General features: G+C 66.5%; 10 protein-coding genes. 2 read left to right on the top strand and 8 right to left on the bottom strand.

The features are described 5' to 3' along the window. Positions 1 to 93: 93 nt before the first annotated feature. The 3 genes from folC to AC6CHL_RS19375 form a co-directional block, all read right to left on the bottom strand. Positions 94 to 1,368, bottom strand: a complete 1,275-nt coding sequence (folC, locus tag AC6CHL_RS19385) for a bifunctional tetrahydrofolate synthase/dihydrofolate synthase (RefSeq protein ID WP_498295844.1) — start codon at positions 1,366 to 1,368, stop codon at positions 94 to 96. Positions 1,369 to 1,414: 46 nt separating this feature from the next. After that, the gene (locus AC6CHL_RS19380) at positions 1,415 to 2,059 is read right to left on the bottom strand and encodes a histidine phosphatase family protein (RefSeq protein ID WP_038690206.1); all 645 of its coding nucleotides are present in this window, start codon (positions 2,057 to 2,059) and stop codon (positions 1,415 to 1,417) included. Between the two features lie 278 nt (positions 2,060 to 2,337). After that, positions 2,338 to 4,500, bottom strand: coding sequence for a S46 family peptidase (locus AC6CHL_RS19375; RefSeq protein ID WP_498295842.1), 2,163 nt, complete (start codon positions 4,498 to 4,500; stop codon positions 2,338 to 2,340). A 467-nt stretch (positions 4,501 to 4,967) separates the two neighbouring features. On the opposite strand from AC6CHL_RS19375, the gene tdh reads away from it, so the two are divergent. After that, a complete protein-coding gene (gene tdh, locus AC6CHL_RS19370) occupies positions 4,968 to 5,990 on the top strand; it encodes an L-threonine 3-dehydrogenase (protein ID WP_038690209.1) in 1,023 nt (340 codons plus the stop codon). Between the two features lie 164 nt (positions 5,991 to 6,154). Here the strand turns inward: tdh and AC6CHL_RS19365 are convergent, their stop codons facing one another. Next, positions 6,155 to 6,856 (bottom strand): TorF family putative porin, encoded by a 702-nt coding sequence (locus AC6CHL_RS19365; protein WP_038690211.1) that lies wholly within the window; start codon positions 6,854 to 6,856, stop codon positions 6,155 to 6,157. 194 nt (positions 6,857 to 7,050) lie between these two features. On the opposite strand from AC6CHL_RS19365, the gene kbl reads away from it, so the two are divergent. Beyond that, positions 7,051 to 8,262 carry a glycine C-acetyltransferase gene (kbl, locus tag AC6CHL_RS19360; protein ID WP_038690213.1) on the top strand — a complete coding sequence of 404 codons (1,212 nt, stop codon included), beginning with the start codon at positions 7,051 to 7,053 and terminating at the stop codon, positions 8,260 to 8,262. Between the two features lie 367 nt (positions 8,263 to 8,629). Here kbl and AC6CHL_RS19355 read toward each other — a convergent pair whose 3' ends face one another. The 4 genes from AC6CHL_RS19355 to AC6CHL_RS19340 all read right to left on the bottom strand — a co-directional run bounded on the left by AC6CHL_RS19355 (position 8,630) and on the right by AC6CHL_RS19340 (position 12,075). Then, positions 8,630 to 8,974 carry a hypothetical protein gene (locus AC6CHL_RS19355; RefSeq protein ID WP_463600446.1) on the bottom strand — a complete coding sequence of 115 codons (345 nt, stop codon included), beginning with the start codon at positions 8,972 to 8,974 and terminating at the stop codon, positions 8,630 to 8,632. Positions 8,975 to 9,066: 92 nt separating this feature from the next. Next, positions 9,067 to 9,900 (bottom strand): pseudouridine synthase, encoded by an 834-nt coding sequence (locus AC6CHL_RS19350; RefSeq protein WP_498295840.1) that lies wholly within the window; start codon positions 9,898 to 9,900, stop codon positions 9,067 to 9,069. A 19-nt stretch (positions 9,901 to 9,919) separates the two neighbouring features. Further along, positions 9,920 to 10,429 carry a hypothetical protein gene (locus tag AC6CHL_RS19345; RefSeq protein ID WP_038690219.1) on the bottom strand — a complete coding sequence of 170 codons (510 nt, stop codon included), beginning with the start codon at positions 10,427 to 10,429 and terminating at the stop codon, positions 9,920 to 9,922. Positions 10,430 to 10,983: 554 nt separating this feature from the next. Then, positions 10,984 to 12,075, bottom strand: coding sequence for an OmpA family protein (locus AC6CHL_RS19340; RefSeq protein ID WP_038690221.1), 1,092 nt, complete (start codon positions 12,073 to 12,075; stop codon positions 10,984 to 10,986). Positions 12,076 to 12,373 lie beyond the last annotated feature (298 nt).

Raw genomic sequence — 12,373 nt, 5'->3', positions numbered from 1 at the left:
GCGGCGCGGCGGAATGCCACGGCGATTATACGGGTGTCGGCGTGAGCGGCGACGGCGGCGGCTGAACGGCCGCAGCGCGATGAAAAGGGTGGCTCAGTCCGCTGCGTCCAGCCACTGCAGCGCCTGTGCGGCGGTATGGAACGAGCCGAACACCAGCACCCGGTCGCCCGCGGCGGCGGCAGCCAGCGCGGCCTCCAGCGCATCGGCAACGGTGGCGTGCTGCTGGGCAGCGGCCGCGGCGGTGTCGAGCAGGCGTGCCTGCAGCGCCTGCGCGCTCTGCGCGCGGGCACCGTCCAGGCCGGCCAGGTGCCAGTCATCGACCTGCCCGCCCAGTGCTTCGACCACGCCGGCCGCATCCTTGTCCTGCAGGGCGGCGAACACCGCCCGGGTGCGCCCGGCCACCGGTGCGGCCTTCAGTGCAGCCGCCAGTTCGCGCGCGGCCTGCGGGTTGTGGCCCACATCCACCAGCACGTCCACGTCGTTGCGTTGCACGCTCTGCAACCGGCCGCGGATGCGCGCATGGGCCACGCCTTCGGCGATGGCCGCGCGCGGCAACGGCTTGTCCAGCGTACGCAGCGCGGCGATCGCCGAGGCGGCATTGCGCAGCTGGATCGGCCCGCGCAGTGCCGGCGTCGGCAATTCAATGCTGAACCCCACGTCGCGCCAGCGCCACTGCTGTGCGTCGATGACGTCAGCGAAGAAATCGCTGCCGCCGCGGATCGCGTTGGCCCCCAGCAGGTAGGCACGTGCGAGCACGCTGGACGGCGGATCGGTTTCGCCCAGGATCACCGGCTTCCAGCCGCGGATGATGCCGGCCTTCTCCACGCCGATCGCTTCGCGATCCTCGCCCAGCCACTCGCTGTGATCGATGTCCACGGTGGTGATCACCGCGACGTCGCTGTCGACGATGTTGACGGCGTCCAGGCGGCCGCCGAGGCCGACTTCCAGCACCGCCAGGTCCAGCCCGGCCTGCCCGAACAGGTACAGCGCGGCCAGCGTGCCGTACTCGAAATAGGTCAGCGTGATGCTGCCGCGTGCGTCTTCGATCGCATTGAACGCGGCCATCAGCGCTTCGTCCGTGACGTCCTGCCCATCGATGCGCACGCGCTCGTTGTAACGCAGCAGGTGCGGCGAGGTGTACGCGCCCACCTTCCAGCCGGCGGCCCGCGCGATCGCCTCGATGAAGGCCACCGTGGAGCCCTTGCCGTTGGTGCCGCCCACGACCACGGTGTGCTCGCCCGGCTGCGCCAGCCCCAATGCCTGCGCGACGCTGCGCACGCGCTCCAGGCCCATGTCGATGGTGGCCGGGTGCTGCTGCTCGATATGGCTGAGCCAGGCGGAAAGGGTCTGCGGTCGGGCGGTGGTCATGGGCATTGGATCAGTGAGGCGAACGACGGAATGGGACGCGGGACGGTTACAGCGCGCGGTGCTTGGCTTCGCCGAAGAACGGGGTGTGGTGCGCGCAGTCGTTCAGGCGCACCAGTTCGAGCTGGTCCAGGTCGGCACCTTCGAGCAGGTTCAGCGTGGTCGGGGCCTGGCGGAAGGTCCACAGGCGCGACAGCGGCAGGCCGAGGATGCGGCACAGGATCACGCGGTTGACCGCATCGTGGGCGACCACCAGCAGGGTGTCGTGCTCGCCCAGGCCTTCGGCGGCACGCGCCAGGCCACGCCAGCTGCGCTCCAGCACCAGGCGCAGCGATTCGCCACCGGGCATCAGCACGGTGTCGGGCTCGTCGCGCCAGGCCTGCAGGCGCGACGGATCTTTTTCATGGATTTCACTGGCCAGCAGCCCTTCCCACTCACCGTGCGCGATCTCCTGCAGCTCCGGTTCGGTCAGCAGCATCGACGCACGCTCGGCACCCAGCGCCAGCTGCGCGGTACGCTGCGCACGCGACAGCGGCGATGCCACCGCGCGGGTGATATCCACCGACTTCAGGCGCTCCCCGAGGGCCTGGGCCTGGGCTTCGCCGATCGGCGACAACGGGATATCGATCTGGCCCTGGTAACGGCCTTCGGCATTCCACGGCGTTTCACCGTGGCGGGCAAGCAGGATGCGCATGCGTACTGGGAGTCCTTGGGGGGAGGAAGGCTGTCGCAATCGTTCACATGACGTGAATGAGCGCGCAGCACCGCATGATACCCGGTAGATGCCGACCGTTGGTCGGCATGCCGCCTGGGCCCTGAACCGCCTGCATGCCGACCCACGGTCGGGCATCTACCCGGATGGGTGTGGGTCGGCATTTGTCGCCGGTAGGTACCGACCGTTGGTCAGTACGCGCGGCACGCCCGATCCCCCCAACGAAAAACCCCGCGGCTTTCGTCGCGGGGTTTTGGGGGTCACTTCGCCAGATTCAGCTCTTTCAGCAGCTGCGGCGCCGGCGCCACTTCCTGCATGATCCACTGCATGTAGCGGCTGTCCACCGCGATCATGCGGGTCATCACCGGGTCGAACACCCAGTTGGAGCTCACCGACTCCCAGTTGCCGTCGAAGGCCAGGCCCACCAGCTTGCCGTGCGCATCCAGCACCGGCGAGCCGGAGTTGCCGCCGGTGATGTCCAGGTTGGACAGGAAGTTCACCGGCACCGAGCCGATCCGCTTGTCTTCCAGGCCGCCATAGCGCTTGGCCTTGACCGCATCCAGCAGCGCCTTGGGCGAATCGAAGGGATCCACGCCGGTTTCCTTGGCAGCCACGCCTTCCAGGGTGGTGAACGGGGTGTAGTTCACGCCGTCCTTGCCATAGCCCATCACGTTGCCGAAGGTGATGCGCAGCGACAGGTTGGCATCGGGGTAAACGAAGCCGCCCTTGCTATTCTTGTAGTCCGCCACGGCCTGCAGGTACAGCGGGCGGGCGGTCAGCGATTCGCCTTCGCGGATCTTCTTCTGCTCTTCCTGCTTGAGCAGCGACGGCATCGCCGCCACGGCGTACTGGATCGCCGGATCGGTGCTGGCCTCGAAGGCGGCGCGGTCGGCCTTGAACCAGGTCAGGCGCTTGTCCAGGCTGCCCAGTTCGGTGCCGCCCAGCTTGGCTACCAGCCCCTTCACCGCAGCGGCATCACTGCCGGCCAGCCACGTATTGAGCACGTCGTTGCTGCGCTGATCGGCCGGCAGGGCGACGTACTGGTCCAGCCAGTAGGTCTGCAGCTGCTGGTCCATCTTCGCCACGTAGCGGCGATCCATCTGCTTCAGGCCGCCTTCGATGGTGGTCAGGTCGCGCTCCTGGAAGCCCGCTTCGCGCTCGGCATCCGGCTTGGCGCGCTCGATCGACAGGCGATACAGCGAAAGGGCCGCGCCCACCGCCGAGGTGCTGTTGAACTGGCTCACGAACAGGTCGCGCTCGCGCGTGGCCTTGCTGGTATCCAGGTGCTTGATCAGCTGCGCGTGCGCGGCCAGCGCCGGCTTGCCTGCCGCGCCCTGCTGCTTCAGCCAGGCCAGCACGGCCGCTTCTTCGGCCTTCTTCTGGCCGGCCGCGTCGATGCGCTTGAAGCCTTCCAGCTGGCCGACGTAGTTCTTGGCCACGTTGTTCATGCTGGCCGCGGTGGCGGCGTACTTCACCTTGATGTCGGCGTCGGCCTTGCCGGCTTCGTCGATCATCTTCAGCACCGCGTTGTAGTGTTGGGCGATGGTCGGGTAGGTCCAGCCCGCGGTTTCGTTGAACTCACCGGCCAGCGCATAGCGGTTGGTGCGGCCCGGGTAGCCGGCCACCATCACGAAGTCGTCGGCACCCAGCGGCTGGTCGGCGAATTTCAGGAAGTGCTTGGGCTGGTAGGGCACGTTGTCGGCCGCGAAGGCCGCCGGCTTGCCGTCCTTGCCCACGTAGGCGCGGTAGAACGAGAAATCGCCGGTGTGGCGCGGCCACATCCAGTTGTCGACGTCGCCGCCGAACTTGCCCACGCTGCCCGGGGGCGCATAGACCAGGCGCACGTCCTTGATTTCCATGTTGCGGAACAGGCGGTAGGTGTTGCCACCGGAGAAGCTGAAGAGACGGCAGCGGAAACCGGCATCGGCCTCACACGCGGCGGTCTGCGCCTTGTCGAACGCATCCAGCGCGCGGGTGCGGGCCAGCGGGTCCTTGCCGGCGGCGGCGATCGCGGCCTTGGCCTGCGCGGTCACGTCGGTGATCTGGTCGAGCACGAACACGCGCGCGTTCGGGCCGGCGCTGAGTTCATCCTTCAGGGTCGGCGCATTGAAGCCGTCCTTGATCAGGTTCTTCTCGGCGGTCGAGTTCAGCTGGATCGCGCCGTACGCGCAATGGTGGTTGGTCACCACCAGGCCCTGCGGGGACACGAAGCTGGCCGTGCAGCCGCCCAGTGCCACCACCGCGCCCATCGGGTCGCCGGTGAGGTTGGAGATCTGCTCGGCGGACAGCTTCAAGCCCGCCTGCTTGAGCGGCCCGGCAATCTCCGGCAGCTGCTGCGGCACCCACATGCCTTCAGCGGCATGGGCGACCTGGACCAGCCCAAGGCTGGCGACGACGGAGAAAGCGAGCAGGTTCGAGCGCATTGAGCAGCCCCTGGTGAAAGAACCGCCGAGTGTAGCCCAGCCCCCTGCCCCGGCCCGAAGCCCGGAAGTCATGGGGCGCGCCAGCCGGGCAGGCGGGCGGCCCTGCCAGCCGGGCAGAGCCCGGCTCTACGCACCCCGCGGGCAGGCCGGTGCAGGACGGTTGCGCCGCAGGGATGCGGACCACCAGCCGGGCAGAGCCCGGCTCTACGCCCTCCGCGGGCACGGACAGCCGGCTGGAGGTGGCGGGCAGGCCGGTGCAGGACCGTTGGGCCGCATGGATGCGGACCACGAGCCCCCATGGACGGGTTCACGGCGTGTCCTGCACCGGCCTGCCCGCCACCTCGCTCGCCAGAAGCAGGCGCTGCCGCCCCGCTAAACCACCCGCAATGCAACATGGGAAAACCGCCCGCGGCCCTATAATCCGCGTTTTCCCCCAGACGAGTTCCACCCCGATGGCGCAGCAAACAATGAAGGCCCTGGTCAAGCGTGAAGCCGCCAAGGGCATCTGGCTGGAAGAAGTTCCGGTCCCCACCCCGGGCCCGAACGAGGTCCTGATCAAGCTGGAAAAGACCGCCATCTGCGGTACCGACCTGCACATCTACCTGTGGGACGAATGGAGCCAGCGCACCATCAAGCCCGGCCTCACCATCGGCCACGAATTCGTCGGCCGCATCGCCGAGATCGGCCCCGGCGTCACCGGCTATGAAGTCGGCCAGCGCGTCTCGGCCGAAGGCCACATCGTCTGCGGCCACTGCCGCAACTGCCGTGGCGGCCGCCCGCACCTGTGCCCCAACACCGTCGGCATCGGCGTCAACGTCAACGGTGCCTTCGCCGAATACATGGTGATGCCGGCCAGCAACCTGTGGCCCATCCCCGACCAGATCCCGTCCGAGCTGGCCGCCTTCTTCGATCCGTACGGCAACGCCGCGCATTGCGCGCTGGAGTTCAACGTCATCGGCGAAGACGTGCTCATCACCGGCGCCGGCCCGATCGGCATCATCGCCGCGGGCATCTGCAAGCACATCGGTGCGCGCAACGTGGTGGTCACCGACGTCAACGACTTCCGCCTGAAGCTGGCCGCCGACATGGGCGCCACCCGCGTGGTCAACGTGTCCAACACCTCGCTCAAGGACGTCATGAAGGACCTGCACATGGAGGGCTTCGACGTCGGCCTGGAAATGAGCGGCAACCCGCGCGCCTTCAACGACATGCTCGACTGCATGTACCACGGCGGCAAGATCGCCATGCTCGGCATCATGCCCAAGGGCGCCGGCTGCGACTGGGACAAGATCATCTTCAAGGGCCTGACCGTGCAGGGCATCTACGGCCGCAAGATGTACGAGACCTGGTACAAGATGACCCAGCTGGTGCTGTCCGGCTTCCCGCTCGGCAAGGTGCTCACCCACCAGCTGCCGATCGACGACTTCCAGAAGGGCTTCGACCTGATGGAACAGGGCAAGGCCGGCAAGGTCGTGCTGAGCTGGAACTGAGGCAGCGCGGTCACGGCCCACGGGCGTGACCTGCCGCGGCGGCGGTCGTGACCCGACCGGCGATTGCGGCGTGCCCCAAGTAGGTACCGACCGTTGGTCGGTACACGCCCGCAAACGAAAAAGGCGCCTTTCGGCGCCTTTTTCATGTCCATCGCAACGTCAGGTCATTTGCCGACCGAGGCGGTGAACACCACGCGGTTGTCGGCCAGCTTGCCCGAGTTGTCGCGACCGTTGCCATCGGTGCCGTAGTACCCCAGGCCCAGGGTAACCATGCCGAAGCTGCGGTTCACGCCGACGTTCCAGTCGGTGTAGTCCTTGGCGATACCGTCCTCGAAGGTGCTGCGGCCGACATTGGCAGTCAGGTTGAATTCCTGCGGCAGTGCCCACTCACCGCCCACCGCGTAGTACCAGCCGTCGGTGTCGGTGTTCCAGACATCGTTGGTGTAGGCCACGGTGAGGTTGTAGTGCTCGGCGAAGGTGGTCTTGGTGATCAGCTCGGTGTACGCCAGATCGCTCGCCCCCGGATAGCTGTAGTGGTTGAGCATCACATCGAAGTTGACGTTCGGGCTGACATCCACCCCGTAGCCGATGAAGTAGTCGACTTCGAGATCCGGGCTGCCGTCGCCGAAGTCCACCCCCGAGCCCCACACGCCAGCGTACAGGCCCACCGGGGAGGTGTAGGTGAAACCGGCTTGGCCGGTCGGGTTCTCATCGGTCTGCGATACCCCGCGGAACACGTAATCGGACACACCGGTGATGTTCCAGCTGAACGGCGATTCGGCCTCGTCCTGGGCACTGGCGGCAAACGGGGCAAGCAGGGCGGCGCAGAGCACAGCGGCGGCGGTACAGCGCGTGGCGTGGTTCATGCGGGGTCTCTCCGGGACGTGGGGTGGGCGGTGCAGCGGGGTTTACGGTTTTTTAACCTGATTGATATTGCGATGCAACAATCACGTGTGCAACCGTTTCGCGCGCCGCCGACCTGCCAGGACCCCGCCAGCGCCCCCCGGGCCCGGCGCCGACAGGTAAAATCCCGGTTTTCCCGTGCCGAAGACTGCCTGCCATGAGCGACGCCACCTCCGCCCCGCTGACCCAGCACTACGTTGAAGAACTGGAGGCGATCCGCGCCCAGGGCCTGTTCAAGTCCGAACGCATCATCACCAGCCCGCAGTCGGCCGAGATCACCCTGGACGACGGCCGCACGGTGCTGAACTTCTGCGCCAACAACTACCTGGGCCTGGCCGACCACCCCGACCTGATCCAGGCCGCCAAGGACGCGCTGGACAGCCACGGCTTCGGCATGGCCTCGGTGCGCTTCATCTGTGGCACCCAGGACCTGCACAAGCAGCTGGAACAGCAGATCGCCGCCTTCTTCGGCAAGCAGGACACCATCCTGTACGCGGCCTGCTTCGATGCCAACGGCGGCCTGTTCGAGCCGCTGCTGGGCGAGAACGACGCCATCATCTCCGACGCGCTCAACCACGCCTCGATCATCGACGGTGTGCGCCTGTGCAAGGCCAAGCGCTTCCGCTACGCCAACTGCGACATGGCCGACCTGGAAGCCCAGCTGCAGGCTGCCGATGCCGCCGGCTGCAAGACCAAGCTGATCACCACCGACGGCGTGTTCTCGATGGACGGCTTCATCGCCCCGCTGGACGAGATCACCGCGCTGGCGAAGAAGTACAACGCGCTGGTGCACATCGACGAATGCCATGCCACCGGCTTCCTGGGTGCCACCGGCCGTGGCTCGGCCGAGGTCAAGGGCGTGCTGGAGAAGATCGACATCATCACCGGCACCCTGGGCAAGGCCATGGGCGGCGCGCTGGGCGGCTTCACCTGCGCCAGCGCCGAAGTGGTCGAACTGCTGCGCCAGCGCTCGCGCCCGTACCTGTTCTCCAACTCGCTGCCGCCGCATGTGGTCGCCGCCGGCATCAAGGCATTCGAGATGCTGGCCGCCGCCGACGACCTGCGCAGTACCCTGGCCGAGAACACCGCCTACTTCCGCGAGAAGATGACCGCCGCCGGTTTCGACGTGAAGCCGGGCGTGCACCCGATCAGCCCGGTGATGCTGTACGACGCCCCGCTGGCGCAGAAGTTCGCCGAGCGTTTGCTGGAAGAAGGCATCTACGCGATCGGCTTCTTCTTCCCGGTGGTGCCCAAGGGCCAGGCGCGCATCCGCACCCAGATCAGCGCCGCGCACACGCGTGCCCACCTGGACCGCGCGATTGATGCGTTCACCCGCATTGGTGTGGAGCTGGGTGTGATCAAGGGCTGAGCGCTTTAGCCGACCAACGGTCGGCTCTACCGTTGTTGTGGGTCGTGGACATCGGACACGCGCATGACCGGGTTGGACACGACCGTTGCGGCTCATGAACATCCGATACAGGGGCATGTAACCGGGGTAGAGCCGACCGTTGGTCGGCTGCCCTTCGTCCGGGGTCATGATCATCTGACACAGGGGCGCGCGGGCGTGCCCCAGCCGACCAACGGTCGGCTCTACCGGCGTTGTGGGTCATGAACATCTGACACAGGGGCACGCGGGCGTGCCCCAGCCGACCAACGGTCGGCTCTACCGGCGTTGGCGCGCATGACCGGGGTGGACCCGGCCGTTGCGGGTCATGGACATCCGCCCCGCGCGCGGGTTACTTCTTCTTTTTCTTCTTGTCCTTGGCCTGTTCCTTGCTGGCCACCACCACCGGTGCGGCGACCGGGCGGTCCTGGCCGTTGCCCTTGGCCACGCGGATGCCGTTGGCCTTCATCCAGGCGTCGAATTCGTCGGCGGACATTTTCTTGTCGCCGTTGCTCATCATGAAGCGGTAGCTGCCGCGGCCGTCGAGCTCAGGGGTCTTGACTTCCACCACCTTGTCAGCCGCCGGCGCGTCCGCCTTGGCGGTGTGCTTGTGTCCGCCGCAGGCAGTCAGCAGCGCGGCCGATGCCAGCAGGCAGGCGCCGCGGAACAGGGAAAGGTTGAGGCGTTGGGCGTGCATGGGGGAATCTCCCGGGAGTGAATGGAACGTCGGGTACAAGGCCATCCATTGCCCGGTTCGGTTGGCCTGCCACGCACGGGCAGGCCAGGAAATCACGGCGGGGCCGCGGCACCGTCGGCCGCGGCATACAGCAGGTCCAGGTCGTGCGCGCTCAGTTCGCGCCAGGTGCCCTTGCCCAGCGCACCCATCGGCAACTGCCCGATGGCCACGCGCACCAGGCGCAGCACGTTGATGTCGAATGCGGCCAGCAGGCGGCGGATATGCCGGTTGCGGCCCTCTTCCAGCACCACTTCGAGCCAGGCAGTCTTGTCGCCACTGCGCAGCAGGGTGGCGCGACGCGCGCGCAGGAGCTCGCCTTCGTTCTCCACGCCGGTGCACAGCGCCTGCAGCTGCGCCGCATCGGGAATGGCGTCGATCTGGACGTGGTAGGTCTTGTCCGGGCCGGTGGTGGGATCTGTCAGGCGCGCGGCCCATTGCGGGTCGTTGCTGAACAACAGCAGGCCTTCGCTGGCTTTGTCCAGGCGCCCGACCGGGGCGATCCACGGCAGGCCGGCACCATCGAAGCAGCGGTAGACGGTGTCACGGCCTTGCTCGTCCTGCGCGGTGGTGACCAGGCCACGCGGCTTGTTGAGCATCAGGTGGATGCGACGCGGCGCGTCCAGCGGCTGGCCATCGACGCGCACATGGTGGCGACCGTCGATGATGGGAAATTCGGGGTTGTTGATGACGCGGCCATCGACGGTGACACGCCCGGCCTGGATCCAGCGCGCGGCTTCGGTACGCGAACACAGCCCAGCCTTGGACAGGACGCGGGCCAGGCCATGGCGCGGCGCGCTGTCGGTGCGCGCTGCGCTTACCGGTGACGCACGCCGCTCGGGGCGGCGTGGTCGAGATGCAGGCGCGGCAGGGGGCCGGCGTGTGCTCATCGTGCTCCGCGCAGGCGGCTTACTTCTTCTCGCCCGGCTTGGTGTCAGCCGGTACTTCGGCCGCGGCCGGCGCTGCAGCGGGAACCGGGCGCGCCTTGACCACGCGCACGCCACGGGCCTTCATCCAGGCATCAAATTCTTCAGCGGTCATGCGCTTGCCGTTCTGGCTCATGTCGAAGCGCCACGGCGTGTTGTCGAACTCGGTGGCCGGCTTGTAGGCGGCCGGGTCGTTGGCCTTGATCGCCGGTGCGCCGGGCATGGCCTTGGCGATGTTCTGGCAGCCGTCGATGCGCAGGCGCTGCAGGACGCGATCAAGCGACTGCTGCTGGTCGAAGTTGGAGGTGAGCACGCCGGCAGGCATGCCGAGCTGCACATTCCGGATGTAAAGCTCTTCTGCGACCGGGGCAATCGCGGTGGCCGGCAGCGGCAGCGGCGAGGCGCTGGTGGCATGCGCCGAGCAATCCACTGCTGCGTAGGCGGTGGGAACCAAGGCCAGGCCGAGCACGGCGGCCAGTGCGATACGCAGCATGGGATGCATCCAGGGAAAAGGGGCGACGCGGCGAGTTTAACAGCGCCACAACGGCTTTCAAGATCCCACATTCAATGAATACGGCAACTTGTTGGATTTATTGTTGATTTCTTGATCAAGCCTTTTAAAAAGCCAGCTTCGTCCGGTCATCCGCGAGCGTGAGGGCCCCTTAGCAGCCGGTAGGCCCCTGGTGCAAATGTCCCCCGGCCGCGGGGCGGCCTCCTCCTTTATTTTGCCCAGGAGCCTACCGGCTACTACGAGGCTCGGCTTGCGGTACGGGCGGGGAGCAGGGCTTTTTTCCTGGCAGTCGGTGGGTCGGGGGCTGGGTCCCCATGCCCTTGGAGGCGAAATAAAGGAGGAGGTGGCGGCCGCAGGCCGACGCCGGGGGACATTCGCCGGAAAGGGCATGGGGACCCAGCCCCCGACCCACCGACCGCCGCGCCTGGAAAGCGTCAAAGCAACGGCACGTGCTTTTTTGCCACGCGGGCGGAAAAAGAACAAAAAAAGGGCCCGGCAATGCCGGGCCCTCTTCTGAGACTGTACTACCAGAAGGATTAGTTCTGGACGTTCAGCTCGGTACGACGGTTCTTTGCACGACCTTCCGGGTTGTCCGAGCCATCCGGGTTGGTGTTCGGCGCAATCGGACGGCTCTCGCCGTAGCCGATCGGGCCCACCAGACGCGAAGCGGACACGCCGTTCTTGGTCAGGTAGTCATACACGGTGGTGGCGCGGCGCTCCGACAGCTTCTGGTTGTAAGCGTCGGTACCCTTCGAGTCGGTGTGACCGGCAACTTCAACACGCAGATCCGGGTAACGCTTCAGGATCTCGGTGGCTTCGCTCAGGATCGCCACGGCGTCCGGACGCAGGGTCGCCTTGTCGAAGTCGAAGTTCACACCCTTCAGATCGATCGAGACCGGGACCGGGCAACCGTCCGGACCGATGGTCTGACCCGGCTGCGAATCCGGGCACTTGTCGTCGCAGTTGTTGACGCCGTCACCGTCGTCATCCAGATCGGCGCAGCTCGGAGCCACCGGAGCCGGGGCAACCACAGCAGCGGTCGGGGCCGGGCCCAGCGGGATCACGACGCCGACCGAAGCCAGCACGTCGCCGAACCAGCTCTCGTCCGGAGCGGAGATGCTCTGGTCGTCGAAGTCAGCGCGGTAGGCCACTTCGGCGCGAACAGCAACGCGCTTTTCGAAGGTGGTCTGCAGGCCGACGCCGAGCTTGGCGGCGAAGTTGCCGTCCTTGCGCTCACGCGGACCATTCAGGCTGTTGGCAGCGTACTCTTCTTCCGACTTCTGGTAGCCCAGACCCATCAGCAGGTAGGGGTTCCAGCCGCGGCCTTCAGCGATGAAGTGGCGACGCATGTCCAGCGACACGCCGTACTGGCTCCAGTTCAGATCCTGGTTGGCGTCGAAGTTCGGGTTCTGGTAGTTCAGCTCACCGTCCAGCGACCAGTTGGGGCTGATGAACTTACCGAGGCCCAGGGTCACGAACGGAGCGTCGTTGGTCAGACGGTCGTTATCCTGGAAGTTGAAGCCGGCCGAACCGGTCAGGTACCAGCGGTCGTCAAAATCCTGCGCCGATGCAGCCTGGGCGAAAGCCAGACCGCCCAGCAGCGCGGCAGTGAGGATCTTCTTGTTCATTGAGTACAGCTCCTATTTCGGGGGTATGAAACCGGTAGAGGCATGGGCCAGCACCTGCGTCGTTTTCAGACTGCCGATTCAGCACGCCACCGCCGCGAACATTATGCTCAGGAGGGTGAAGGTGATGTTAACAGTCACGTAACATGTGAAGACGACCGCCAGACCTCTACCGGCCCAGCTGGTGGCACCCTATACAGGTTGATGAAATTGCGCAAGACCCAGCAATGGCAAGGGATCTGACCGGATTCTGCTACCTGTGGACTGCGCCATCGCAGTATTCCGTGAAAAAGCAGCACCT

This window comes from Stenotrophomonas sp. GQ19 (assembly GCF_059758695.1).
Note: the sequence above shows the minus strand (reverse complement) of the source record. Positions and strands in the feature narration are given on the sequence as shown.

What these genes read in the sequence shown, in the direction of transcription:
- AC6CHL_RS19345 (WP_038690219.1), bottom strand. Translation starts at nt 10,429, where the DNA reads ATGCTGCGTATCGCACTGGCCGCCGTGCTCGGCCTGGCCTTGGTTCCC.
- tdh (WP_038690209.1), top strand. Translation starts at nt 4,968, where the DNA reads ATGAAGGCCCTGGTCAAGCGTGAAGCCGCCAAGGGCATCTGGCTGGAA.
- AC6CHL_RS19375 (WP_498295842.1), bottom strand. Translation starts at nt 4,500, where the DNA reads ATGCGCTCGAACCTGCTCGCTTTCTCCGTCGTCGCCAGCCTTGGGCTG.
- kbl (WP_038690213.1), top strand. Translation starts at nt 7,051, where the DNA reads ATGAGCGACGCCACCTCCGCCCCGCTGACCCAGCACTACGTTGAAGAA.
- AC6CHL_RS19355 (WP_463600446.1), bottom strand. Translation starts at nt 8,974, where the DNA reads ATGCACGCCCAACGCCTCAACCTTTCCCTGTTCCGCGGCGCCTGCCTG.
- AC6CHL_RS19380 (WP_038690206.1), bottom strand. Translation starts at nt 2,059, where the DNA reads ATGCGCATCCTGCTTGCCCGCCACGGTGAAACGCCGTGGAATGCCGAA.
- AC6CHL_RS19350 (WP_498295840.1), bottom strand. Translation starts at nt 9,900, where the DNA reads ATGAGCACACGCCGGCCCCCTGCCGCGCCTGCATCTCGACCACGCCGC.
- AC6CHL_RS19340 (WP_038690221.1), bottom strand. Translation starts at nt 12,075, where the DNA reads ATGAACAAGAAGATCCTCACTGCCGCGCTGCTGGGCGGTCTGGCTTTC.
- AC6CHL_RS19365 (WP_038690211.1), bottom strand. Translation starts at nt 6,856, where the DNA reads ATGAACCACGCCACGCGCTGTACCGCCGCCGCTGTGCTCTGCGCCGCC.
- folC (WP_498295844.1), bottom strand. Translation starts at nt 1,368, where the DNA reads ATGACCACCGCCCGACCGCAGACCCTTTCCGCCTGGCTCAGCCATATC.